The 23,676-nt window shown below is 41.1% G+C and carries 26 protein-coding genes; 9 read left to right on the top strand and 17 right to left on the bottom strand.

The window, feature by feature from the left end:
* Positions 1-22: 22 nt before the first annotated feature.
* From PGH07_RS00795 to amrS, 6 genes are all read right to left on the bottom strand, one after another.
* The gene (locus PGH07_RS00795; RefSeq protein ID WP_289411987.1) at positions 23-721 is read right to left on the bottom strand and encodes a hypothetical protein; all 699 of its coding nucleotides are present in this window, start codon (positions 719-721) and stop codon (positions 23-25) included.
* A gap of 237 nt (positions 722-958) precedes the next feature.
* Positions 959-1,435, bottom strand: coding sequence for a nucleoside deaminase (locus PGH07_RS00790; protein WP_289411986.1), 477 nt, complete (start codon positions 1,433-1,435; stop codon positions 959-961).
* Positions 1,436-1,489: 54 nt separating this feature from the next.
* The gene (gene pcm / locus PGH07_RS00785; protein WP_289411985.1) at positions 1,490-2,104 is read right to left on the bottom strand and encodes a protein-L-isoaspartate O-methyltransferase; all 615 of its coding nucleotides are present in this window, start codon (positions 2,102-2,104) and stop codon (positions 1,490-1,492) included.
* 25 nt (positions 2,105-2,129) lie between these two features.
* The gene (gene amrA / locus PGH07_RS00780) at positions 2,130-2,690 is read right to left on the bottom strand and encodes an AmmeMemoRadiSam system protein A (RefSeq protein WP_289411984.1); all 561 of its coding nucleotides are present in this window, start codon (positions 2,688-2,690) and stop codon (positions 2,130-2,132) included.
* The gene (gene amrB / locus PGH07_RS00775; RefSeq protein WP_289411983.1) at positions 2,687-3,496 is read right to left on the bottom strand and encodes an AmmeMemoRadiSam system protein B; all 810 of its coding nucleotides are present in this window, start codon (positions 3,494-3,496) and stop codon (positions 2,687-2,689) included. Before amrB ends, amrA begins: the two co-directional genes overlap by 4 nt.
* Entirely contained in the window at positions 3,493-4,485 is a 993-nt protein-coding gene (gene amrS, locus PGH07_RS00770) for an AmmeMemoRadiSam system radical SAM enzyme (protein WP_289411982.1), read from the bottom strand. The genes amrB and amrS overlap by 4 nt, the downstream gene beginning before the upstream one ends.
* Positions 4,486-4,694: 209 nt before the next feature.
* Between amrS and acs the strand changes: the two genes are divergently transcribed.
* Positions 4,695-6,644, top strand: a complete 1,950-nt coding sequence (gene acs / locus PGH07_RS00765) for an acetate--CoA ligase (protein WP_289411981.1) — start codon at positions 4,695-4,697, stop codon at positions 6,642-6,644.
* 36 nt (positions 6,645-6,680) lie between these two features.
* Here the strand turns inward: acs and PGH07_RS00760 are convergent, their stop codons facing one another.
* The 4 genes from PGH07_RS00760 to PGH07_RS00745 form a co-directional block, all read right to left on the bottom strand.
* Complete coding sequence (locus PGH07_RS00760; RefSeq protein WP_289411980.1) at positions 6,681-7,340, bottom strand: uracil-DNA glycosylase; 660 nt, start codon at positions 7,338-7,340, stop codon at positions 6,681-6,683.
* Positions 7,341-7,460: 120 nt separating this feature from the next.
* On the bottom strand, positions 7,461-7,988 hold the full coding sequence (locus tag PGH07_RS00755) for a HyaD/HybD family hydrogenase maturation endopeptidase (RefSeq protein WP_289411979.1): 528 nt from the start codon (positions 7,986-7,988) through the stop codon (positions 7,461-7,463).
* 27 nt (positions 7,989-8,015) lie between these two features.
* Positions 8,016-9,683, bottom strand: a complete 1,668-nt coding sequence (locus tag PGH07_RS00750; protein ID WP_289411978.1) for a nickel-dependent hydrogenase large subunit — start codon at positions 9,681-9,683, stop codon at positions 8,016-8,018.
* Positions 9,684-9,685: 2 nt separating this feature from the next.
* Positions 9,686-12,100, bottom strand: coding sequence for a hydrogenase small subunit (locus tag PGH07_RS00745; protein WP_289411977.1), 2,415 nt, complete (start codon positions 12,098-12,100; stop codon positions 9,686-9,688).
* 184 nt (positions 12,101-12,284) lie between these two features.
* Here PGH07_RS00745 and PGH07_RS00740 point away from each other — a divergent pair, with 184 nt between their 5' ends.
* Positions 12,285-12,719: an Hsp20/alpha crystallin family protein gene (locus PGH07_RS00740; RefSeq protein ID WP_289411976.1), complete on the top strand. Its 435-nt coding sequence runs from the start codon at positions 12,285-12,287 to the stop codon at positions 12,717-12,719.
* Between the two features lie 208 nt (positions 12,720-12,927).
* Here the strand turns inward: PGH07_RS00740 and PGH07_RS00735 are convergent, their stop codons facing one another.
* From PGH07_RS00735 to nhaA, 3 genes are all read right to left on the bottom strand, one after another.
* Positions 12,928-13,512: a tetratricopeptide repeat protein gene (locus PGH07_RS00735; RefSeq protein ID WP_289411975.1), complete on the bottom strand. Its 585-nt coding sequence runs from the start codon at positions 13,510-13,512 to the stop codon at positions 12,928-12,930.
* A 162-nt stretch (positions 13,513-13,674) separates the two neighbouring features.
* Positions 13,675-16,305 (bottom strand): valine--tRNA ligase, encoded by a 2,631-nt coding sequence (locus tag PGH07_RS00730; protein ID WP_289411974.1) that lies wholly within the window; start codon positions 16,303-16,305, stop codon positions 13,675-13,677.
* A 94-nt stretch (positions 16,306-16,399) separates the two neighbouring features.
* Positions 16,400-17,575 (bottom strand): Na+/H+ antiporter NhaA, encoded by a 1,176-nt coding sequence (nhaA, locus tag PGH07_RS00725; protein ID WP_289411973.1) that lies wholly within the window; start codon positions 17,573-17,575, stop codon positions 16,400-16,402.
* A 113-nt stretch (positions 17,576-17,688) separates the two neighbouring features.
* Between nhaA and PGH07_RS00720 the strand changes: the two genes are divergently transcribed.
* From PGH07_RS00720 to mscL, 3 genes are read left to right on the top strand one after another with little or no spacing between them, the layout of a single operon-like run.
* Positions 17,689-17,883 (top strand): hypothetical protein, encoded by a 195-nt coding sequence (locus PGH07_RS00720; protein ID WP_289411972.1) that lies wholly within the window; start codon positions 17,689-17,691, stop codon positions 17,881-17,883.
* Positions 17,883-18,089, top strand: coding sequence for a hypothetical protein (locus PGH07_RS00715; RefSeq protein WP_289411971.1), 207 nt, complete (start codon positions 17,883-17,885; stop codon positions 18,087-18,089). Before PGH07_RS00720 ends, PGH07_RS00715 begins: the two co-directional genes overlap by 1 nt.
* Before the next feature lie 8 nt (positions 18,090-18,097).
* On the top strand, positions 18,098-18,535 hold the full coding sequence (mscL, locus tag PGH07_RS00710) for a large conductance mechanosensitive channel protein MscL (protein WP_289413061.1): 438 nt from the start codon (positions 18,098-18,100) through the stop codon (positions 18,533-18,535).
* A 48-nt stretch (positions 18,536-18,583) separates the two neighbouring features.
* Here mscL and PGH07_RS00705 read toward each other — a convergent pair whose 3' ends face one another.
* From PGH07_RS00705 to surE, 3 genes are read right to left on the bottom strand one after another with little or no spacing between them, the layout of a single operon-like run.
* Positions 18,584-19,060 carry a NanQ anomerase/TabA/YiaL family protein gene (locus PGH07_RS00705; RefSeq protein WP_289411970.1) on the bottom strand — a complete coding sequence of 159 codons (477 nt, stop codon included), beginning with the start codon at positions 19,058-19,060 and terminating at the stop codon, positions 18,584-18,586.
* Between the two features lie 10 nt (positions 19,061-19,070).
* Positions 19,071-19,706, bottom strand: coding sequence for a tRNA threonylcarbamoyladenosine dehydratase (locus tag PGH07_RS00700; protein WP_289411969.1), 636 nt, complete (start codon positions 19,704-19,706; stop codon positions 19,071-19,073).
* A complete protein-coding gene (gene surE, locus PGH07_RS00695; RefSeq protein WP_289411968.1) occupies positions 19,703-20,482 on the bottom strand; it encodes a 5'/3'-nucleotidase SurE in 780 nt (259 codons plus the stop codon). The genes PGH07_RS00700 and surE overlap by 4 nt, the downstream gene beginning before the upstream one ends.
* A gap of 86 nt (positions 20,483-20,568) precedes the next feature.
* Between surE and greA the strand changes: the two genes are divergently transcribed.
* The 4 genes from greA (at position 20,569) to PGH07_RS00675 (ending at position 23,347) form a co-directional block, all read left to right on the top strand.
* A complete protein-coding gene (gene greA, locus PGH07_RS00690; protein ID WP_289411967.1) occupies positions 20,569-21,057 on the top strand; it encodes a transcription elongation factor GreA in 489 nt (162 codons plus the stop codon).
* A gap of 10 nt (positions 21,058-21,067) precedes the next feature.
* A complete protein-coding gene (gene argC / locus PGH07_RS00685) occupies positions 21,068-22,075 on the top strand; it encodes an N-acetyl-gamma-glutamyl-phosphate reductase (RefSeq protein ID WP_289411966.1) in 1,008 nt (335 codons plus the stop codon).
* Between the two features lie 169 nt (positions 22,076-22,244).
* The gene (locus PGH07_RS00680; protein ID WP_289411965.1) at positions 22,245-22,934 is read left to right on the top strand and encodes a UDP-2,3-diacylglucosamine diphosphatase; all 690 of its coding nucleotides are present in this window, start codon (positions 22,245-22,247) and stop codon (positions 22,932-22,934) included.
* Complete coding sequence (locus PGH07_RS00675; RefSeq protein WP_289411964.1) at positions 22,934-23,347, top strand: YqaA family protein; 414 nt, start codon at positions 22,934-22,936, stop codon at positions 23,345-23,347. The genes PGH07_RS00680 and PGH07_RS00675 overlap by 1 nt, the downstream gene beginning before the upstream one ends.
* Here the strand turns inward: PGH07_RS00675 and PGH07_RS00670 are convergent.
* A complete protein-coding gene (locus PGH07_RS00670) occupies positions 23,337-23,642 on the bottom strand; it encodes a DUF3817 domain-containing protein (RefSeq protein WP_289411963.1) in 306 nt (101 codons plus the stop codon). The two genes, PGH07_RS00675 and PGH07_RS00670, sit on opposite strands and share 11 nt — an antisense overlap.
* Between the last annotated feature and the right edge of the window lie 34 nt (positions 23,643-23,676).

Raw genomic sequence — 23,676 nt, 5'->3', positions numbered from 1 at the left:
CTCCTTTGATTTGTTAGGCATATCATGAACCAAGTGGATTTTCATGAAGAACAGCCACAAAACTTTTTATTTGTTCCAGCTGCATTTTTTCGTGATCAATGTTTTCCAAATGGCTAGATCCCATGTTTTTCACCCACTCGGGAATGCCAACAGCGCTAGATAAGTGGACCTTGGTTTCCGCCACCATTTGCTCATGAGTAGGTAAAGGTTTCAGTAGCCCTTTTGATTGAAGATGTTGTTCAATGAGATGACCGATGACGGATTCACATTTTGAAATCATTTCAAGCAGGTAAAAGCCAAAGGCTGAATATGACTTTTTTCCACTCCGGTTTACGATAGTTTGCGGTGCTATCATAAGTGGCACGTCATCTATAGTGTGTGCTGAACTGGAGATATCAAAGCCCCTGTGAATTACGGCGTTTCTTAGTTCTCTCAAATAGGAGTAGTTATTTTCTCCATCTGAATATTCAGGAAATGATAAAGCAGCTTCAATTTCTTGTTTAAAGTCTTGTGAAAGGGGGTATTCTTTTTCTAAGAGCATTTCCGTAGCTGAAAGTAAGTTAGCGAGATAAAGCGAATAATATGTTCGAATGTCGTTTTGCTGATCAACTGAGAGAGGAGTTCTTATGGATAGTGCATTTTTCAAAGCTAAGTTTTTGGCTTGGAAGTACCACTTCAATCCTGAGATTATTTCTCTTGCCTGTGTTGCATCTACTGGCATGTTATGTCTCCTATTGCCTAACTATTTATTAGAGGAACAAAATGTCCTCTTTCCCCTTGTATGAAGTATTAGTAGTATACAAAAAATGTCCGGCTAATTTCAAGAAATATTACAAAACGCAATATTTTCCAACTTTTTTATAAATATTTTTAGAATGATAAGAGTTAACTATCTCCTGCTATACTTGGTGAGTAGATAGTGTGGATTTTAGGATATGTTGAGAATGATGATATAAGTTTATATCTTGTGTATCGTCCATCCCGCTTTTTCAAACTGCTCTGCTGCTTCTTTTTCAAGTACACCGGCAATGATGTTTGGTGGAGTAGAAAATACAGGGGCATAACGTGTCAGTCCTTCATCCTGGAGGATATCCCACCTGGAGTATCCTCCCATATGTGGCGTCCGAAGGGCAAAAACCACTTCTTTGATCTTTTGTTCACGCATCATAAAAGAGCACATGGGGCAGGGTTCGCAGTTGGAGTAGAGTATACATCCGGAAAGATCAGAAGTGCCAAGTACCTGTTTAGCTTTTCTCATCGCGATGATCTCCGCATGGTCTGTGATGTCATCATGCAGGGAACTGTTGCGTGCTTCCGCAATGATCTCATTGTCTTTGACCACTACAGAACCGAAAGGATTGTCACCAGTATCGAGTGCCTCTTGGGCTAGCTCAATGCAACGTTTGATAAACTTTTCATGGTCTTCTGTGTACATCAGGGAATGGCTCCTTTATCTTTATACGTTTATCCTCTTATGAGCTGAGAGTCATTAATAGACCAATGGAACAAATACAAAACCATAGATACTCTCTCTTTGATACTCATCTTCAGAAGTTTTGGTGATCACTTCTATAGAGTTTTGTACAGGGATGACAAGTTTCCCCCCGATATTAAGCTGGTCAATGAGCTCTTCGGGTAGTTCATCAGCAGATGCTGAAACGAGTATCTTATCGAATTTTTCTCCGGGAACACCGAGTTTATCTCCGGCCTTTTCGATCCTGCATCTATCATCATGGCAGTATCTGGCAAGATTGAACTTGCCGAGTTCTACTAAAGAGCCTATCCTTTCCAACCCTAAAACACTTCCTTCTTCTCCAACAATATGACAAAGAATGGCAGTGGTCCATCCAGACCCGGCACCTATATCCAATATCTTATCTCCTTTTTTGGGAGCGAGGTGTTCAAGCATGAAGGCAACTGTTGTAGGTTGGGAGATGGTCTGGTTCTCTCCAATGCCAAGCGGTGCATCTACATAAGCACTCTCTTTGAACATATCAGGAACAAAATCTGCTCTATCGACGTTTTCAAATGCTTCAATGATAGTTCTGCTTTTAAGTACTCTATCCATAATGATTGAGTCAATAAGTGAGTCTAAGTCTTTCAATGTTTATTCTCCATTAGACAATTGTTCAATCTTCTTTATATTCCTCTACCTGATAGATTGATATCTGCGGGTGGAATGCAAGACATTCCATACCCATACCGGCTTTCATACATAAATGCATGAAAAAACTTTTAAAATCCGGCAGCTGATCCCATACTTGCGGCAGATAGGTTGCTTGATGTGCGCCATCATGTTTGAGGATCACACCGTCTATACCTACTCTTATCTTTGATTGCAGGTCATCGATAGAGCTGTATTCGACTTCTTGAGGAGGTGTAAGGATAGAGACTTCAACAGTGATCTTTTCGAACTCATCTTTAGTAAGAGAAGGGAATCTCGGATCATTCAATGCTGCTGATTTAGCATTGTGGATAAGATCTTTGTAAAGCGGACGGTGTGCCACTATAGAACCGATACAGCCTCTGAGCATATCATAATCCCCTGTAGTGAGTGTGACAAAACATGCACCTTCATCTTTTAGCCATGGATTATCCTGAATCATCCCATCCAAATCTAAAGGGTAGGGAAGTCCTACTGCTTCAGCTATGGAGGCACGTGCCAGTTTTAGAAGTACTTCTTTTTTCATTTAGCCTCCACGAAAGCTGCACTCATATAACCTACAACCTGTGACTTATCACCGCTGGCATCGGCACTTGTCCGATAATCAAGCAACACAGACTCCAGTCCTAGCTCTTTGGCAGCGATCATCATTGCTTCTATTCCTATCTTACCGCATGCTTCGCATCCTTCGTGCAATCTGTCTCTATCCAGTCCTTTCACTGCATCCAAGCAAATACTGTCAAGATGATTTGCCTTCTGGATATTGTAGTAGTGGCTTAGGTCGCTACTGATCACTATGGCCGTTTTAGGGTCTTGAAGCAACCGTTTTATCAGGGGTGCCAATCTTTCAGGTTTTTCATCAGAGTAAACGATCTCTTCTACTGATACATTCGGCTTATAGGCTTTGATAAATGGAAACTGTACCTCTGTGCTGTGTTCGTGGTGTGCATCGGGAAAGTACTCTAATCCAAACTCCTCTTTCAACTGGCATGCAAGTTTTCTGTCTATAGGCAGATCACCTAAAGGCGTATGATAATTGTCACAATCAGCAATACTGCTTCCTTTGAAATAGACGCGATGGCTTGGACCGATAATGACGATACGTTCTACATCCTGATCTGCTATCAGTTTTAGTGCGATATTGGCTGTAAATCCACTGTACATGTATCCTGCATGCGGAACGATCACAGCTCTTGGATGCAACTGCCAGATCGCATCATCTTTAGAAAAATGTTTTTCCAGTATCTGATTATAGTGTGCAAATGCTTTTTTGATATCTTGAGGGTTGGAAGGGTAAAATTGTCCTTCTACCGAAGTTTCTCGTGTACTCATTTCCATACTCCTTCTATCTCTCTTTTGCAATTAGGGCAGTGACCATCCTCCAGTTTATTCACGGTAATGGTATATCCTGTTCTATCTATAAGCAGTTCATCACATTGTGGACAGTGTGTATCACCATGTACAGGAACATTTCCCAGATAGATATAGTACAGACCTACCTCTTTTCCTATCTCTTTAGCACGCATGAGTGTATCCAGTTTGGTTCTGTCATGATCAAGCATTTTATAGTCAGGATGAAATGCGCTCAAATGCCAAGGTACATGTGGACCAAGGTCATTTTTGATAAACTCAGCCATCTCTCTGATATCCTGGTCACTATCATTTTCACCTTCTATGAGTAGAGTTGTTATCTCCACCCATATACCTTTTTTTATCATTCTTCTAAGCGTATCTTTGACCTCTTCGAGGCCTCCTTTGAGAACTTTACTGTAGTACTCATCATTCCAGCTTTTTAAATCAATGTTGGCAGCATCGACCCAGCTGGTCATATCTTCTATAATTTCAGGAGTTTCAAATCCGTTGCTTACAAAGATATTTTTAAGACCTCTTTTTTTTGCAAGCACACCGACATCTTTGGCATAAGGATAAAATATGGTCGGTTCATTATAGGTATAGGCGATCGATTCACACTCTTCTTCGATGGCTAGATCTACCATCTCCTCCGGGCTGACATTGATATCTGTATTAATTTTATGTTCTTGAGATATGCCCCAGTTCTGGCAGAAAGGACACCTGAAATTACAGCCGACTGTTCCAAATGAGAGTGCAGTACTTCCCGGCAGCATATGGTAAATCGGCTTTTTTTCTACCGGATCAATGTGCACGGCAACAGGGTGTCCGTAGACAAGTGTTTCCAACTCCCCGCCTACATTTTTGTTTACACCGCACATTCCTGTTCTACCCTCTTTGAGTTTACAGGCATGACGGCATAGAAGACAGATGATTCGTTCTTTTTCTTTCTCTTCTTTAAAGTATTTCATCATAGGCTCCTATGTGAGTCTTATAGACTCAACTATTTTTAATCATAGCACAGAACTATAAGTTTGTCAAATAGTTTTATAGAAAGATAACTATTTGTAACAAATAGGATAAAAATACTCCTATTTAATAAAACCTGCTGAGTGATTTTTAGTTTTTTTATAATCTATGTTACACTTATCGTATGAATCAAAAAAAATAGGAGATCTCAATGAGAACACACAGGGAGATATATCAACCAAATCCTGAGTTTGCTGCAAATGCTGCGATTAGAAGTATGGATGCATACTGGGAACTTCAAAATAAAGCAATAGCGGATTATGAAGGCTTCTGGAAAACATACGCCGATGAGAAGATAGACTGGCTGTCACCTTATGAGAAGGTACTGGATGAGAGTAATGCACCGTTTTATAAATGGTTCACCAACGGAAAGCTGAATGTCTCAAATCAGTGTATCGACAGACATCTAGCAGACAAAGCAGATAAAACGGCTATCCTATTTGAAGGTGACAGAGGTGATGTAGAGCATATTTCCTATGCAGAACTTTCATTACGTGTGAACAGGTTGGCTAATCTTTTAAGAGAAGAGTTCGGTATCCAAAAAGGTGACAGGGTTGTACTCTATATGCCGATGATCCCTGAAGCAGCTTATGCGATGTTGGCATGTGCAAGAATCGGTGCGATCCACTCTATCGTCTTTGGCGGGTTCTCGGCCGAAGCACTTAAAGACCGTATTGAAGATGCTGAGGCAAAACTTGTGATCACTGCGGATGGTGCTTATAGAAAAGGTAAACCGTATATGCTAAAGCATGTGGTTGATGAAGCACTTGAAGATGGCGGTAAGAGTGTTGAAGCCGTACTCGTTGTGAAAAGAAATCATGAAGAGATCGAATGGGTTGAGGGCAGGGATTATGATTATAACTTTTTGATCAAGTCTCAGCATGCGGAGTGTCCGTATGAAGTAATGGATAGTGAGGATCCTCTTTTCTTGCTTTATACTTCCGGTAGTACAGGTAAGCCAAAAGGTGTTCAGCACAATCAGGCAGGGTATATCCTCTGGGCACAGATGACCATGGAGTGGGTATTTGATATTAAAGAGAAAGATGTCTATTGGTGTACAGCTGACATCGGTTGGATCACAGGGCATACCTATATCATCTATGGACCGCTTGCTGCAGGTGCTACTACAGTGATGTTCGAAGGTGTACCGACGTATCCGGATGCAGGGCGTGCATGGAAGATGGTACAAGATCACAAGATCACTCAGTTCTATACAGCACCGACAGCGATCCGTGTACTTCACAAAATGGGCGAACATGAACCGGAAAAATATGATCTTAGTTCACTGAAGGTTCTTGGTACTGTTGGTGAGCCTATCGACCCGCCGGCATGGAAATGGTACTACGAAGAAGTAGGACAGGGTAAATGTGCGATCGTGGATACATGGTGGCAGACTGAAACAGGCGGTCATATGATCTCACCACTACCTGGTGCTACACCGATCAAACCTGCATGTGCGACAATGCCGCTTCCTGGTATTATGGCAGAAGTTATCGATCATGACGGTACTCCAAAAGAAGTCAATGAGACAGGATTACTATGTATCACAAAGCCATGGCCCAGTATGATCCGTACGATCTGGGGTGATCCAGATAGATATGTTAAGTCCTACTTTGGAGATGCCGTAAAAGATGGTAAACCAGTATACTTCTCAGGTGACGGTGCATTGGTAGATGACCTTGGATATATCACTATCACCGGACGTGTAGATGATGTTATCAATGTCTCTGGACACCGTATGGGAACAGCAGAGATCGAAGCAGCGGTTAAAAAAGATCCAACTGTAGCTGAAGTAGCCGTAGTAGGGCGTCCTCACGAAATAAAAGGTGAGTCTATTTTCATCTATATCGTACTAAAAGAGGGACATGTCAATGCAGATATAGCAAAACATATCAATGAATTACTTGCAAATGAGATCGGTAATATCGCAAAAGCAGATCATATCATTGAAGTACCTGGATTGCCTAAGACGCGTTCAGGAAAGATCATGAGACGTATCCTTCGCTCTATTGCAAAAGGAGAAGCGGTTACTCAGGATATCTCAACGTTGGAAGATCCGGCGATCGTAGAACAGATCGAAACAAAAGCGCGAGAAGCGTAATACACTGCTTGCAAGGCTTTTGCCTTGCACCTCATATTACATCAAACTTTTTACTTTCTTCAAATCTTCAAATACTTCTTTTTTTGCGCTAGGATTTCTAAGTAGATAACTAGGGTGAAATGTCGGAATGATAATATAATCCGGCTGTTGGTTGATCACTCCTCTTATCTGGCTGATAGGTGTGGAATCATCTGTAAGATAATGGTACGCAGTAGAGCCGAGTGTAACAATCAGTTTTGGTTTGATAAGTTCTATCTGCTTGAAAATATAAGGCCTGCAGGTATGCGCCTCCGTAGCAGTTGGAGCACGGTTCTCCGGTGGACGGCATTTCACGATATTGGCGATATAGACCTCTGATCTTGGTATGTTAAGTACATTTTCGATCATCTTGGTAAGAAGTTCACCTGATTTTCCTACAAAGGGTTTGCCTTGTGAATCCTCACTTGCCCCCGGTGCTTCACCGACAAATAGAATATCCGCATTCTCATTACCTTCTCCGAACACTACTTTTGTTCTGCTCTTACTGAGCTCACACAGGTGACAGTTAAGTGCTTGTTTTCTAAGCTCTTCCATCGTGTTTGGTAACAAAAGGTCAGAGGGATCCTCTTTGAATATAGTCAGGTCTGTATAACGATGACCTAGATCTTTTAAATGATAAAGATGTTTGAGAAGTAGTGCATTTTTGAGGTTTTTCATAGGGATATTATACTCTCAATGGCTTAATGGTTTTATGTCATTGGTCATTCATTTTGAAAAATTTTATGAAGAATTTTTGATCTTTGTAGAATATGGAAATTGATAAATGATAGTATGAGATCAGTGGTGATCACCCATCAGTTCAGTAATGGCCGATTGAAGTGAACTTTCCTTGGTTTGTACTGCTTTGACACCTAATGCACTTATCTCATCAAGGACTAATTGTAAGTAATTAGCAAATTGTTTTTCGAGGGCAGGGCTTATGCCTATGGCAACGGAGCTAATATCCTCCGGAACTACCCCGAGTATCGTTACACGGGCTTTAAGATCATACAGTGCCCCGGCTTCAAGCATCTGTATGACCTCTACTTCATGTGCAGTATTCCTCTGTGCGCCAAGACCATAAAATTCCTCGGCAGGTATCCTGTACAATTTTCCCGGTTCTTCATCTATGGAGAGTGTATCCAGAATGATCACTTCATCATACGCTTGCAGATACTCGATCAGGTTTAACCCCAAAGTACCTCCATCCAAAATCTCAATGTCTGAAGAAAAAGTATAGTTACTTTTCAGGAAGCAGGCCATATAAACACCGATGCCGTCATCTCTGAAAAGAGTATTTCCTACGCCTATAACGATACATTTCATTAACAAACAACCCTTATCCCAAACTTTTTACAGCGTACACCCTGTAGTGATTTTATATTTACCGAGCTCTTTGCCTTTTGTGTCGATGATATGTACTGCACATGCAAGACACGGATCAAAAGCATGGAGCACACGTAAGACTTCAAGCGGTCTGGAAGGATCTTCTATTTTGATACCTATCAGTGCTTCTTCATAAGGTCCTCTTTGGTCATTACTGTCTTTTGGAGAAGCATTCCATGTAGTAGGGGCAATGACTTGATAATTGGCGATCTTTTGATCCTTTATATTGACGAAATGGCTGAGAACACCTCTTGGCACTTCAAAGAAAGCTCTTCCTTTTGCCTCATGCGGTAACTGCTCGAATTCATATTTGCTCCAGGTCTCTGTATCATAATATTTGATATGTTCAACAAGATTGTTCACAAGTTTGAAGATATATTCGCTGATATAGGCACTCTCTATTGCTCTGGCAGCATTTCTGCCGACAGTGGTAGCAAGGTCTATCAGTTCCAAATCACATACTTCAAGAAACTCATCTACAAAAGGTTTGATGAAACGGTTGCCTTTTTGATAACTTACGAGTACTCTGGCAATTGGACCGCATTCCATGGGTTTGTTCTCATAACGCGGTGCTTTTACCCAGCTGTATTTGTCATCCTTGTTCTGTGTTTTAAGTGTACCATCTTCATTGAGGTCCGTATAATGGGGTTCATCCCCTTCATACCATGCACGGTCTACATTTTCACTGATTTTGGATTCATCAAAAGGCTGAACTTTATCCAGCTCATATCCGAAGATGATACCCTCTTCAAAGAGTAAATGCTCTTTGTCTAACGGGAAGCCTCCTACACATAAAAAGTTGCCTTCTGTACGTCCATGACCGGCTTTGATATCATCTTTATAGGCCTTTGTGATCAGTTTGACATCAGGGAGATAGGCTCTGTCTATAAAATCTTTTGACTCTTTGAGAATGTCAACAAAATCATTGAGCCTATGTGGGTTGATCATATCAGCAACACTGGTAATACCGCCTACGACTATAGTTTGCGGGTGAGGGGTTTTTGCTCCGAATATAGCAACAGCTTTGGAGATATTGGTTTGAAACTTCAATGCTTCCAGATAGTGCGATAACAAAAGAAGGTTCTCTTCAGGAGTAAGATTATAGGCCTTGTGACCCCAGTAACCGTTACTGAACAGTCCGAGTCTTCCTGCATCCACAAATTTCCTGAGTTTTTCTTTGACCTCTATGTAGTGAGCGTCTGAGTTACGGTAAGGTTGCGCGGAATAGTTGAGGGCAATTTCTGAGGTAAGCTTTGGATCTGCCTCAAGGGCCTTAGTGACATCAACAAAATCTAAAAGGTGCAGATGGTAAAAATGTACGACATGATCTTGCAAAAAGAGTGCCAGTGCCATCAGGTCTCTAATGATCTCACTGTTAGTCGGGATCGTGATTCCGTAGGCATCTTCCACCGCCGAGATCGCTGCACGGAAGTGTACATTGGTACAGACACCGCAGATCCTTCCTGCCAGTAACCCTGCATCTCTTGGGTCTCTGTTCTTTAAAATGATCTCAATTCCTCTAAATAGTTGTCCGCTTACATAGGCTTCTTTGACTACATTATTTTCATCTATCTCTACTTCTGCACGTAGATGCCCCTCGATACGGGTGATTGGATCAATCACTATTTTCTTCACTTTTACTCCTCGACCTTTCTTTCAGTTGCCAGTCTGTCAAAGAACTTCGTCTCTACACACCCCATACAGCCATGGCCGCCTTGTACTGGCCAGCTGGTACCCAGGTTGAACTTCATTGTAGGACAGTTCGCATTGGCATAGGGGCCTTTGCATCCCATTTCAAAAAGACACCATCCTTTTTTTGCCCCTTCATCTCCCCACTCTTTGACGAATTCACCCAGTTCATAGTGTCCACGACGTTCACAGTTGTCATGGATCCTTCCCTCATAGGCCCATAACGGACGGTTAAAGCTATCAAGTTTTGGAAGCTCTTCAAACATCAGGTAATACAGCAGGGTACCGACAATGTTCATCGGGTTGACAGGGCACCCTGGAAGGTTGATGACATCTTGACGTCCAAGTGCTTCGCTCACACCGACAGCCCCTGTGGGATTGGGGGCAGCGGCAACCACACCACCATCAAATGCACAAGCACCTACCGAGATAATCAATGCAGCATCATTAGCACATTTTTTGAGTAGTTCAATACCTGTTTGACCTTGTGGGCCTATACGCAAAAATTTGCCGTCCATCGCTAAAGGGATAGCCCCTTCTACAATGAGTACAAACTCTCCTTTTTGATGGGTGATAATATGCTCTAAGACTGTTTCGCTTTGATCACCCGCACTGCTCATAAGCAGTTCATGGTAATCCAGTGAGATATAATCAAATATCAGATCAGCGATTCCCGGATGTGAGGTTTTGATAAAGGCTTCAGAGTTACCTGAACAGTCTGCCAGCTCAAGCCAGATAACAGGTACTTTGTTTAGTGTTCTCACTCCTTCATTGACTAGCGCTTCAAACTCTGGGTGAAGCTGCATGTTCGCAGTCGCCATTGAAACCCATTGGTTCATCTCTTTATCTGTGATCTCATAGGCATCCATAGCAGAAGAGAGATTGTCAGTGCTAAGTTGGTTATGCGGATGAAGTTTGTTGAACTTTTCTATACGTTTTCGAGCCAGAGCCAACTCTTTTTCTTGTTTGATCTCTGCCGCACTTCTTTTCGGCATGTTCGGGTCTATCAGATGCTGTGATGCAGCGACGACATCTTCTACCATTTTCTTACAACGTCCGCACACACGGCCTGCCTGAGTAAATTCACCCAGCTCCTGAAAGTTGGAAACACCGCTCATTTGTACGATGTCCTCAAGGTCTTTGGTATAGACATGTTCACAACTGCATATCAGCCTTCCTCTTTCTGAAAGGACTCTGTTCTCATACAGATAGGATGCATCTATAGGATTTTTATCCCTTACAAGATCTTCAAGGTAACCCACATCCACATTGGAGTTGATACCGATAAATCGTATAAGTTTGTCATCCTTTATATAGTATTCATCCACTCTGTGGTCATTTGGGGAGGTCATCAGTATTTTTTCAAAATCTTTCTCTTTGAAACGTTCCGGACTGCTGACATCTATAAGATCAAATTCGCCCACTTTTAACATATCTACAGATACTTCAGGATGGAATCTCTTTTCCTCGCTTCCAAACAGATGTGACAGAGCTACATCAGCTTGCATCGTACACTCTTTTACATGTCCTGCAATAAATCCTAACGACTCTACTTCTGCAGCTTCTCCCACCGCATAGATATCCTCATTGCTTGTCTGCATAAATTCATTGGTCAAGATACCGCGGTTATATGCTAATGACTCTTTGGCAAAGTCGATATTGGGTTGTATACCTACACCAAAGATAAGATATGGCTCATCAATATCAAATTTTTTTGTCTTTAACTGTGTGATATGCCCATCTATAATGGTTGTATCGATGATCTCATTTTCATAGGAGATACGCACTTTTCCGCTTTTTAGATAGGCTGATTCGATCTCGTTTTGAGCCTCTGACGAGAGTGAATGAGCATAAAGTTTGTTTGAGCGTACGAGTAGGGTGATGTGTTCTGTATCTTCCATCATATTTAGTGTTTCAAGCAGTTCCAGTGCCAGTGGGCCTGAACCGACGATGACCACTTCATGACCTTTGATGCCTCCTCTGATCTTTTGAGAATCATGAGCACTTCTAAATACGCTGGCATTATCAAGACCTTCTATATCAAAAAGTGTTCTGGGGATAGACCCTGTTGCGATAATGAGTTTATCATAGCTATAGGAGTGATCGGCGGTAAGTACTTTTTTTTCGTCTGTATCAATATTGATAATTTTTTGGTTCAAAGTGACTTTCACAGAAGGGTGGAGATCTAAAGCGATACTTTTTGGGCTCTCTTCATCATCTACAAGTCGGCATAAATGTATCCTATCATAGGGAGCAACCGACTCATCCGAGATGATGTGTACTTCTGAATCCATAGCAATTTCTTTGATACGATTGGCTATGTATGCTGCTGAGATCCCGCCGCCTATGATCACAATTTGCATGCTAGATACTCCATTTACCGTATTCTTGATAGATTATATCAGATTCACCATATTATTTATAATAATAGATTGATTATAACTATTTTAGTTCATATAGGACTTGTATTTTGAAGCATTCAATATAATTGACAATAGTTTACTAAAAGTAATATAATAGTATAAATTCTACTTTAAAGGAGTGAAAATGTTATTGACAAAATTTGACCCTATGAAAGAGTTTAGAGATCTTGAAAAAAGAATGGAAAGTGCTTTTAAGTTTCCGGAACATGGTGATATCGCAAATGTTTCTGGTTTCACACCTTCTGTAAATACAAGAGAAGGTGAATATGCTTATCATGTAGAAGTAGACCTTCCCGGAGTGAAGAAAGATGATATTAACGTAGACATAAAAGATAATGTTTTGACTATCTCAGGTGAAAGAAAGACTAAAAAAGAGGTCAAAGAGAAAGACTATTACAAAATGGAAAGTTCTTATGGCAAGTTTCAGAGAAGTTTCACTCTACCGGACAATACAGATGTAGAAAATATTGAAGCCAATTCAAAAGACGGTGTACTTGAAGTCGTCATCCCTAAGCTTAAAAAAGTAAATAAAGAGACTAAACAGATTAAAGTAAAATAAAGGGAGTCTAAGACTCCCTTTATTTTAAATATATAACTACATTGTTGACCTAGCGAAAAAGTATCTATGAAACCTGGGTTACTGCACCTTTTAACTGACTTCATTTGATATCTTATTGAAAACCTTATAATGTATTATATAAGGGGATATCGTTTTAAATCATACAAGAGAAGAAAGGGAATTTCTTCTCCTTACATAAGAGTAAATATTAGAAAACGATCTTTCCTTCGTTTTGCATTCTCATGATGATATCTTTTGCTTTCTGGTGTCCCTGATAAGCTGCTTTACGACACCACTCGATCGCTTTTTCTTTGTCCTCTTCACATCCAAGGCCCAGGTCATAAAGAGCACCAAGGTTGAACTGTGCAGAAGCGTTGCCTGCTATGGCTGCTTTTTTAAAGAGGATGAATGCTTTTTGGTAGTCTTGATGTACACCGCGACCTTCTTTAAACATCGCGGCAAGGTTGTTAAAGGCTTCTACATTTCCACGTTTTGCTGCTTCTTCGTACCAGAAGGCTGCTTCTGAGAAGTTCTGATCACACCCCTCGCCGTTTTCAAGCATCAGTGCTACATCAAATTGAGCCAGAGGAACTTCTCTTGTCGCTGCTTCAAGGTAGTGAGCAAAGGCCTTTTGGCTATCTTGCGTTACGCCAAACCCTCTAAAATAGAGATAACCGAGATAATAATGTGCAACAGGATCATTTTGTGCTGCCAACTCACTATAGAGTACAAAGGCTTTGTCATATTCTTTATTGACAAGATGGTTATAGGCTTCTTGAGCTTTTTGGGTCATTGTTCATTCCTGTGTAGACTTTTTAATTGATTGCTTTTACTATACTTTGAAAAGTTGAAATTAAAATTTATTTGCGGTTTATTTTCGATTTATGTACATAAGTAGGCAGAAAAGCATCATCCTTCTATCTCATAGAAGGATGGAAGTGCGAAGGGTTTTGGATTATTGACCAAATCCTGCAAGCTCTGCTGCAACTTTTTCCATTTTTGACTGCGCATCTTCCAGTGCTTGTCTGTTCTCTGCGATGACATTTTCAGGTGCATTGGCAACAAACTTTTCGTTGTTTAGCATACCGCTAAGTTTGTTGATCTCTTTTTCAAGCTTCTCTTTTTGTTTGCTCAGTTTACCGATGATCGCACTTAGGTCGATTTCATCGGTCGGGATGTAGACTTCAAGATTGTCTGACACATCTGTCACAGAGTTTTCTACTTTTGCATCTACAAACTCGATCTCTTCAACTTTTGCAAGTTTTTCGATAAATGGTTTAGCTGCTGCTGTATCGATCTCTTTGCCTAGTTTTACATAGGCTTTAGCGATCTTGGAGTTACCCATATCGATGATAACTTTCGCTCTTCTTATCGCAGTGATCGCCTCTTCAATGATCGCGAACATTGCTTCAGCATCTTCATCTACAGTGACTGCTTTAGGGAAGTTCATTACCATCACAGACTCACCTGTTTCAAGTTCAGTACCTGAAAGCTTGTGGTAGAGGTGCTCAGAGATGAACGGCATAAACGGAGAAACCATTTTCAGTGTCTCTTTGAAGATCGCACCGAGTTCAGCGATAGAATTCTTATCAGCCTTAGAGTATTCGATTCCCCAGTCACAGAACTCATTCCATACAAATCTATACAGGTTGCTTGCTGCTTCGTTGAACTTATAAGTCTCAAGCGTTTCTCGTACCTCTTCAACTGCTTTTGCCAGACGGCTCTGCATGTATTTACCAAGCGGTGTTTTCACTTCGATATCTTTAAGATCAGCAAAGGTATCCACGTTCATCTGCAAGAAGTTTGTTGCATTGTAGAGTTTGTTCGTGAAGTTTCTAAACTGCTCTAGGTTTTTTGCACCAAGCTTGATATCTCTACCTTGAACTGCAAGGAATGCCAGTGTAAACCTGATGATATCCGCACTGTGTTCTTCAACCATGTCAAGCGGGTCGATCACGTTCCCTTTTGATTTACTCATTTTCGCACCGTGCTCATCTCTTACAAGTGCATGCATATAGATGTCTTTGAAAGGAAGTTCACCCATAAAGTGTTCACCCATCATCATCATACGTGCAACCCAGAAGAACATAATGTCAAATCCTGTGATAAGCAATGAGTTAGGATAGAAGTCAGCAAGGTCTGTATCCGTATAGGTGACTGTCATCTGACCATTATTACCCCATCCAAGCGGAGAGAATGCCCAAAGTGCAGAAGAGAACCATGTATCAAGTACATCCGGGTCTTGATGGATATTTTTGCTTGCACAGTGAGGACACGCTTCAGGATTGTCATGTTTATCAGCCCACTGGTAATCACAATCATCACAGTAGAATACCGGGATTCTGTGCCCCCACCAAAGTTGTCTGGAGATACACCAGTCTCTTAGTTCATCCATCCAAGCTCTGTAAGAGTTAAGCCAGTGTTGAGGGTGGAACTGTGCTTCACCTGCATAAGTCTTCTCTATAGAGTTCTTTGCTACTTCACTTCTGACAAACCACTGTTTTGAGATATACGGTTCAACGATGTTCTTACATCTGTAGCAGTGACCGACTTGATGCACATGGTCTTCTATCTTAACGATATAACCTTCTTTTTCAAGTTTTTCAACTATCGGCTTTCTAGCTTCAAGTCTCTCCATACCTGCAAACTCGCCACAGTAGTCGTTCAAAATACCTTTTTCATCAAAAACAGTGATGAATTCAAGGTCGTGACGCTTTCCTACTTCGTAGTCGTTCTGGTCGTGTGCCGGAGTAACCTTTACGATACCTGTTCCAAACTCCATATCAACGTGTGCGTCAGCAATGATCTTGATCTTTCTATCTGTAAGAGGGATGATCACTTCTTTACCGATGATGTCTTTGTAACGTTCATCATCAGGGTGAACCATGATCGCTGTATCCCCGAAGTATGTCTCAGGTCTTGTCGTAGCTACCGTTACATGACCGCTGCCATCTGCAAAATGGTAGTTCATATGGTAGAACTTACCGTTTACTTCGTCGTGTTCAACTTCGATATCTGAGAGCGCGCCATCATGTGTACACCAGTTGACCATATAGTTGTTCTGTACGATCATTCCTTCGTTATAGAGGTGGACAAATGCCTCTTTAACCGCTTCTTTAAGCCCTTCATCCATTGTGAATCTTTCACGGCTCCAAGCAGGAGATACACCAAGCTTTCTCATCTGGTGAACGATGGTACCGCCTGAGTACTCTTTCCACTTCCATACTCTCTCAAGGAATGCTTCTCTCCCGAGTGCTTCTTTTGTCGTACCTTCTGCAAGGAGTTGCTTCTCTACAACATTTTGTGTAGCGATACCGGCATGGTCCGTACCCGGTTGCCAGAGTGTCTTAAACCCGTCCATTCTCTTGTAACGAGTGATGATATCCTGAAGCGTAAATGTCAATGCATGACCGATGTGCAGACTTCCAGTAACATTTGGCGGAGGCATCATGATCGCAAAGTTCTTACCTTCCTCCTGGATCGCTTTGTTACCGTCAATTTCAAAGTAACCGCGCTCTTCCCAGATCTTGTAGTATTTGTCTTCAGTGGCTTTAGGATCGTAGCCTTTTTTGGTAGTTTCACTCATTGTTTTGTCCATCATAAAATAATATTGTCGCGATTATAGCGTAATGGTGCTTTTGATTTATTGGGTATCCCCCATAAGAGAGGGAAGAAGAGGATTATCTCCTGCTGAACTTTGATCTTAACAAAAGATAGCCGACTACGCCTGAGAGGAAAGAGCCGAGCAAGATAGCCAGTTTATCCGCATAGCGATAGAGATCAGTATCGTTATATGCCAAGGTATCAACAAATAGACTCATTGTAAATCCTATTCCGGTAAGGATAGCTACCCCATAAAGCTGTTTCCATGTTGCTCCGGTTGGACGGGAAGCAAGTCCCAATTTGATCGCTATCCAGGAGAAGCCAAAGACACCCAGTTGTTTTCCTATGAAAAGTCCAAGCATGATACCTAACGGCACAGGTCCTGCGATCTGCTCAGGTGAAATACCTCTAAGGTCTACTCCGGCATTGACAAAAGCAAAAAGAGGAAGGATAAAAAATGCTACCCAGTAGTGAAGACCATGTTCCATCTTTTTGAGCATTGAAAAGGTTTGTCCATTTTCATTTTTTGATTCAAGCGGAATCATAAATGCCAGTGCAACACCGGCCAATGTCGCATGTACCCCTGATTTCAGTACGGATACCCATAAAACGATACCTACAACGATATAAAGTGATTGCTTTGCAACGTTTAAGCGGTTGAATGCAAACAATGTTGCCAAGGCGATACTTGCTATGATGATCGATATTGTTGAAAGATCAGTAGTATAAAATAGTGCGATAATGATAATGGCCCCAAGGTCATCGATGATCGCCAGAGCCATGAGAAATATCTTCAGTGAGACAGGTATACGCGGTCCGAGTAAAGAAAGGATTCCCAAGGCAAATGCAATATCGGTAGCTGTAGGTATCGCCCAGCCGTTCATGGCAAATTCATTGCCCGAGTTGAATAGAAGAAAGACCAGGGCAGGAGCAATCATTCCCCCGACAGCTGCAATTGCCGGTAGAGTTACCTGTCTTATGGAAGAGAGATGTCCTTCCATGACTTCCCTTTTGACTTCAAGGCCTATCATGAAGAAGAAAATGGCCATCAAGCCGTCATTTACCCACAATAATAGAGGTTTGGCTATTTGAAGATCTCCAAAACGTATCTCGACATGGGTATGTAAGAAGCCTGTATAGTAGCCGGACAATGGTCCATTTTGAAGTAGAAGGGCTGCTATAGTTGTAAAGATGAGGATAATACCTGCTGATGATTCTTTTCTGATAAAACTAAGTAATGTTTCTCGGTACATGATAAATAATTGTCTCCTTTGGACATAACAATACAGTATTACAGATAAAACTTTATTGACAATTTAATGCAGAATCAACTACAATAGTTTAAAACATTAAGGAGTGAAGTACGATGAAAGAAAAAATTGAAGAAGTGATACAGCACGTACAAAAATCAGAAAAAGTATCTGAAGAGGATAAACCGCTTATCTTGGAAAAATTGGAAGAGTGGAGAGAAGAAGATGAAGCGATCACTGATATCTCAGTACGATTTCAGAACTGGTGGATAGAAATGGAGCCGATCTTTGCTGAACTAGGGTGGATATAGTGGAGATACTTACTCAATATACTTACGAAAAGAAATGGGCAAAGACCTCTAAGCACGAAGCAATGAATATCATCGAGAAAGAGATGCCAGAAACCGATGTGGAAGCAACATGGCAATATATCCTAGCAGAGGTAAAAAAAGGAAAAACGATTACATTGGGTGACTGTCGTTTTAAGCTGGAATCAAAAGAATCTGAGGAGCAGTAGTGAAAGGTATTTTAGAAGAGTTTAAAAAGTTTTTGATCAAAGGAAACATGGTTGATATGGCAGTGGGCTTTATCTTTGGTGCGGCATTTGCAACACTTGTTAAATCTCTTGTAACAAACGTGATCATGCCTCCAATAGGTCTATTGATGGGAAGAGTGGATTTCTCTCAGCTTTTTATCGCGTTGGATGGAAAAGAGTATGCAACACTGGAAGCTCTTGACAAAGCGGGTGCTCCTGCGATTAAATTTGGAATATTTATCAACGATACGATCTCGTTTTTGATCCTCGGTACGGTAATGTTTATGTTAGTTAAAGGGTACAATAAGCTTCGCGAAGAAGAAGAAAAAGCACCTGCAGCACCAACCACAAAAGTGTGTAGTGAGTGTGCGATGGATATCCCGATTGCTGCAAAAAAATGTGGATATTGCGGCAATACTGCCGTCTAATTAGAAGTCTCTTTTCTCTATATTGAGGGAAGAGATGAATTATTCTTTCTATACTTTCAAATTCAGAAGTTCTGTTTTTATTTTCACAACCACTTTTTTAATCTCTTTCGGAGCATCGTATATCATGAGTGCCGCCATATGTGCATCGTGCGGATAAAGCATGATAAAGGTACCCGGAGTGATATCTGCGCTGAATGGTCTCGGTGTAGTATGTTCGTATAAAATGAGATCTTTTGTTGAGTCATAGGGGACTGTAATGCTAAGATCATTGATATGGGCACATTCAAACCGTTCTGCTCCATCCAATACGGTTTGTATATCAACATAGTTCTGGTGTGATTCAAGTAGCGAATTCTCTGGAATCGTGGTCGTATAACTCATCACGATCGCAAAGATATCCTCCCCTTCTATGGCATATTTCCCTTCCTCCGTTTCTGATGTCAGTGAAGCCAGAAATTCAAATGCCTTGTTCCATGCACTACCGAGGGGATAAAGATGATGATTTGATAGATGGTCTATAATCATGTTATTGCTTCTATAGGAGGATCTTTTTAATTGCTTCAGAACAGACAGTTAGACCAAAGGCTCCAGTCACTGCGACACATGAACCTTTAACTTTGCATTTGTCCTCTTCAGGAGAATAGACTACTGTAAAGTTTCTATTGAACTTTGCTTTTTTAAGCTCGTTACGTATCTTTCTCGCCAGAGCATCACCGTGTGTTTTCCAGATAGTGGACACCTCTATTTTAGATGTATCAAAACGCTTAGCTGAACCTACTGACATGATCAGTTTCTTGTAGCACTTTTTTGCCACTTCTATCTTCACTTTAGTCGTATCAGCTGCGTCAATCACAAGATCGTAAGGTTCAAAGTCAAATGCTTCAACCCATGCCATATCCATCTTTTGCGTGATAGTTTTGATACCCGGATAGAGTTCTGCCAGTCGTTCTGTTTTTAGCATCCCGATCGCTTCTGAACCTATCTGTCTATTCTGGTTACTTGGATCATAGCGATCATAATCCAGTATCGTGATATCTTGCACTCCTGAACGGAAAAGGCAATCTAGTGCATAAGATCCGACACCTCCGACACCTAGTATAAGGATCTTGGCTTTTTGAATTTTTTCAAAATTTTCTTCACCAAAAAGCATACGACATCGTTCGTATCTCATAGCCATTCCTCCAAAACTGCAATATCATCATGACTTGTCATATCAAGATGTACCGGGGTAACTGAGACATAGTTTTGTCTGACCGCTTCAAAATCTGTGATATGACCTTCTGTAATGTGCCAGTCAAGTCTAGGCAGTCCGATCCAGTAATACTCATGACCTCGTGGATTCCAGTGTACATGGGCATCATTCCCATATGCCCGTTTCCCTGCTCGGGTTACTTTGAAGCCCAGACACTCTTCTGCTTTGATCGGAGGGATATTGACATTAAGAAACTTTCTCTCAGGCAGAGGAAACTCTCCTTCAAAGATACGCTTTACCAATGACGCTATACTCTGCTGAGCCAGATCATACCCCATGTCGTCGATATTTTGACATTTATCGATACATACTTGCGAGATGGCGATTGCAGGGATACCTTGCAGCACTGCTTCCATTGCAGCCGATGCTGTCCCTGAGTAGGTGATATCTTCACCCATATTTGCGCCTTTATTTATCCCGGAAATAACCAGATCAGGTTTATAGTCCTCCTCAAAGAGTTTATTCAATGAGAGGAAAACACAGTCTGTAGGTGTACCGTCATCTAGCTTGAAAAAGTCATCATCCAGTTCTATAAAACGCAGAGGTCTGGTGAGGGTCAGTGAGTGTCCGCATGCTGACTTTTCCATCGTAGGTGCTACGACCGTAACCCGTGCAATCGGTTTGAGTGCTTCTATCAGAGCATGAAGACCTTTAGATTCAAAACCGTCATCGTTGGTAACTAGTATATGTTTCATCGGCACCTCTTTAAAAAATCTTTTTGGTATAATACTTAAAATTTATAATATATTTCAAAAATAACATTTTAAAAGAAGGAAATATCGTGCAAAAAGAGCCGATGCTGGAAGTAACATTTAAAAAACTATCACAAGAACTTGAACATCTCAAAACTGTCGAAAGAGGAGCGATCGCCAAGGTGATCGATGAGGCTAGAGAGCTGGGAGACCTAAAAGAGAATGCAGAATACCATGCAGCTAAAGAGCGGCAAGGTTTGATGGAAGCGCGTATCACTGAATTGCAAGATGTAGTAGGCCGTGCACAGGTAGTCGATCCATCAAAACTTCCTCATGCAAGAGTGAGCTTCGGATCAACCGTAGTATTGACTGATCATGATACTGATGAAGAGATAAAATACACTATCGTAGGTGCCTATGAATCAAATCCAGCTAAAAAACTCATTTCTATTCAGTCACCAATGGCACGTGCAATGATAGGAAAAGAAGAGGGCGAAGAGATTGAAGTTAGTCTTCCAAGCGGAGATAAAACATACGATATCGAAGAGATATTCTACGAAGAGATTAAACTAGGCTAAAGGACAATAGATGATTAAAGTAGGCGTTGTAGGAGCAAGCGGATATACGGGACTTGAACTGGTGAAAATGTTAGTCAGTCATCCTAAATTCGAGCTAAGCTACCTGGCAACTACAACGGGTGACACAATGATAGAGGCACTTCACCCGTCACTTGAAGGAGTGATATCACTTAATGTAGACAAGGCTTCAGCAGAAGGTGTAGCTGAGCATTGTGACCTTGTGTTTCTTGCACTGCCTCACAAAGCATCCATGGGATTTGCCAAAGAGGTATTGAAAAAAGGTGTCAAAGTCGTTGATCTTTCAGCAGACTACCGTCTTGAACTGGATACGTACGAAGCCAACTACTGTGAGCATGAAGATAAGGAACATTTAGATAGCTCTGTGTATGCATTGATCGAGTACTACCGTGAAGAGCTAAAGTCAACTAACCTTGCTGCAGGACCGGGGTGTTACCCTACGGCTACACTGCTTGGTATCTTGCCGTTCATTCCGTACCTGGATACCAATGTACCACTTTTTGTAGATGCAAAGTCCGGTGTCAGCGGCGCAGGAAAGAAGCTTAGTGATACGACCCATTTTGTAACGATCAATGACAACATCTTTGCGTATAATCCGCTGAAACATCGTCATGCACCTGAGATCGCCGAGAAGATAGAGAAGGTACACGGTGCTAAGATGCAGGTTAATTTTGTACCGCATCTTATCCCTGCTACCCGTGGTGAATTGATATCATGTTATGCCGTTCTAAAAGAGGATATAGATCCTCTGGAAGTGTTAACAAAGCACTACAAGAACGATCCGTTTATCCGTGTCAGAGAGAATCCTGTAGATATAAAGAGTACAGCAGGGACACATTTTTGTGATATCTATGCACAGAAAAACGGTAATGCCCTTTTTGTGAACTCTGCGATCGACAACCTTTTACGTGGAGCAAGTTCACAAGCACTAGCAGCGGCAAACCTGATGTGTGGTCTTCCTGAAGAGATGGGAATTCCTACCATTGCTTATATGCCGTAAGTTAGATAGCAAGTAGTACGTTTGGTTTGCATTGCAGAGCAATGTTTTCATTTAAATAAAATATTGTCATAGCGAACGACCTTGAAAGCGAAGCGATTCGAGAGCTATGACGCTTTTTTGCCTACTTTTTTTAAAAAAAGTAGAGAGAGATGTTTGAAAAGGTTTAAGTGTGGGAAATAAAGAAATTAAAGAAAATGCCATCTTTATCGCCGATTCTCACTATCCTCATCATGGGGATACATTTTTCAAACTTCTTCAAAAAATAGCAGCTAAAGAGATACAACCCCCTCAGGTTTTTTTAATGGGTGACAACTTCGATCTTCTTTTTGGCTATAACGATTACATTCAAACATTTTCTTATGAAGCGATAGAATTACTACAGATACTCTCAAAAGAGATAGAATTCATCTATCTGGAGGGTAATCATGATTTCTGTCTCAAATATCTTTTTCCTAATATGAAGGTATATAGTAGAGATGAACAACCTATCTACTATGAACTTAACGGACAAAGGGTTGCTCTTTCCCATGGGGATAAATATGTGACGGGATTCGGTTATGACTTCTACTGTAAAGTATTGCGCAATAAAACTACACTCACTATCCTCAAACCTTTGCAAAAGTTTATTATCAACCATCGTATGGATAAACTTGCCACAAAAGAGATATGTTTTAACTTTATCGGTTTTGAGAAACGGGTAGAGCAGATACTGGAACATTACAGTGATGCAGAGTTAGTAATAGAAGGGCATTTTCACCAATCTAAAACGATAGGAAAGTATATCTCTCTTCCTTCACTTGCATGCCAAGGACAGATCGGTATGCTAGAAGAGGGTAAAATAGTATTTAAAACACTCTAATGGTTTACTTCACACTCTTTTTTATCGCTTTTGCCTCAGCTACACTTTTGCCTATGGGTAGTGAAGCACTTCTTGTTTATGACATCTCTGAAGGTTACATTGTATGGTTGTTATGGTTAGTAGCGTCAGTAGGAAATACTCTGGGTTCTTTAGTCAACTACTGGCTGGGGCTCAAAGGTGAAGCCTATCTTGAGAAAAAAGGTTATCTGAGCAAAGAAAAAATGCAAAGAGCAAGTAGGTCATTTGGTAAATATGGCGGTTGGACACTTTTACTTTCCTGGGTACCGATCATCGGAGATCCATTGACCTTTATTGCGGGTGTAATGAGATATGAGTTTAAGTGGTTTGTAGTGATCGTAGCGGTAGCCAAAGCTACACGTTACGCTGTTCTTGCCTTGATGGTTACGCTTTAACCTTGGAGTCTTCTATTTTCTTAGCAAGCAGTCTGTCTGTATAGAATGACCCGAACGGGATCAGTGAAAGGATAGAGTAGAGTGCTGTCTCTTTCATAGTAAATCCGGCTTCTTTTTTCGCTTCGATGATCTGGTAGATAAATGCAAATACAAGCAGACCATGCGCCATCCCTACGATCTTAGTGGCAATTGGGTATCCAAAGCTGTATTTGAGCGGCATAGCGATAAAGATAAGGATGATAAATGAGATACCCTCGATCTTATTGACGAGTTTAAACTTCATTAATTCAGACATATACACTCCTAAATTATTTTTGAGAAGTATAGCA

Origin of the sequence: Sulfurovum zhangzhouensis, from assembly GCF_030347965.1 — a bacterium.
Classification (GTDB): Bacteria; Campylobacterota; Campylobacteria; order Campylobacterales; family Sulfurovaceae; genus Sulfurovum; species Sulfurovum zhangzhouensis.
This window is presented reverse-complemented; position numbering and strand designations above follow the sequence as displayed.

Excerpts from the sequence above, each read along its gene's own strand:
- PGH07_RS00795 (WP_289411987.1), bottom strand. The coding sequence starts at position 721 with ATGCCAGTAGATGCAACACAGGCAAGAGAAATAATCTCAGGATTGAAG.
- PGH07_RS00790 (WP_289411986.1), bottom strand. The coding sequence starts at position 1,435 with ATGTACACAGAAGACCATGAAAAGTTTATCAAACGTTGCATTGAGCTA.
- amrA (WP_289411984.1), bottom strand. The coding sequence starts at position 2,690 with ATGAAAAAAGAAGTACTTCTAAAACTGGCACGTGCCTCCATAGCTGAA.
- amrB (WP_289411983.1), bottom strand. The coding sequence starts at position 3,496 with ATGAGTACACGAGAAACTTCGGTAGAAGGACAATTTTACCCTTCCAAC.
- amrS (WP_289411982.1), bottom strand. The coding sequence starts at position 4,485 with ATGAAATACTTTAAAGAAGAGAAAGAAAAAGAACGAATCATCTGTCTT.
- acs (WP_289411981.1), top strand. The coding sequence starts at position 4,695 with ATGAGAACACACAGGGAGATATATCAACCAAATCCTGAGTTTGCTGCA.
- PGH07_RS00760 (WP_289411980.1), bottom strand. The coding sequence starts at position 7,340 with ATGAAAAACCTCAAAAATGCACTACTTCTCAAACATCTTTATCATTTA.
- PGH07_RS00755 (WP_289411979.1), bottom strand. The coding sequence starts at position 7,988 with ATGAAATGTATCGTTATAGGCGTAGGAAATACTCTTTTCAGAGATGAC.
- PGH07_RS00745 (WP_289411977.1), bottom strand. The coding sequence starts at position 12,100 with ATGCAAATTGTGATCATAGGCGGCGGGATCTCAGCAGCATACATAGCC.
- PGH07_RS00740 (WP_289411976.1), top strand. The coding sequence starts at position 12,285 with ATGTTATTGACAAAATTTGACCCTATGAAAGAGTTTAGAGATCTTGAA.
- PGH07_RS00735 (WP_289411975.1), bottom strand. The coding sequence starts at position 13,512 with ATGACCCAAAAAGCTCAAGAAGCCTATAACCATCTTGTCAATAAAGAA.
- PGH07_RS00730 (WP_289411974.1), bottom strand. The coding sequence starts at position 16,305 with ATGAGTGAAACTACCAAAAAAGGCTACGATCCTAAAGCCACTGAAGAC.
- nhaA (WP_289411973.1), bottom strand. The coding sequence starts at position 17,575 with ATGTACCGAGAAACATTACTTAGTTTTATCAGAAAAGAATCATCAGCA.
- PGH07_RS00720 (WP_289411972.1), top strand. The coding sequence starts at position 17,689 with ATGAAAGAAAAAATTGAAGAAGTGATACAGCACGTACAAAAATCAGAA.
- PGH07_RS00705 (WP_289411970.1), bottom strand. The coding sequence starts at position 19,060 with ATGATTATAGACCATCTATCAAATCATCATCTTTATCCCCTCGGTAGT.
- PGH07_RS00700 (WP_289411969.1), bottom strand. The coding sequence starts at position 19,706 with ATGAGATACGAACGATGTCGTATGCTTTTTGGTGAAGAAAATTTTGAA.
- surE (WP_289411968.1), bottom strand. The coding sequence starts at position 20,482 with ATGAAACATATACTAGTTACCAACGATGACGGTTTTGAATCTAAAGGT.
- argC (WP_289411966.1), top strand. The coding sequence starts at position 21,068 with ATGATTAAAGTAGGCGTTGTAGGAGCAAGCGGATATACGGGACTTGAA.
- PGH07_RS00675 (WP_289411964.1), top strand. The coding sequence starts at position 22,934 with ATGGTTTACTTCACACTCTTTTTTATCGCTTTTGCCTCAGCTACACTT.
- PGH07_RS00670 (WP_289411963.1), bottom strand. The coding sequence starts at position 23,642 with ATGTCTGAATTAATGAAGTTTAAACTCGTCAATAAGATCGAGGGTATC.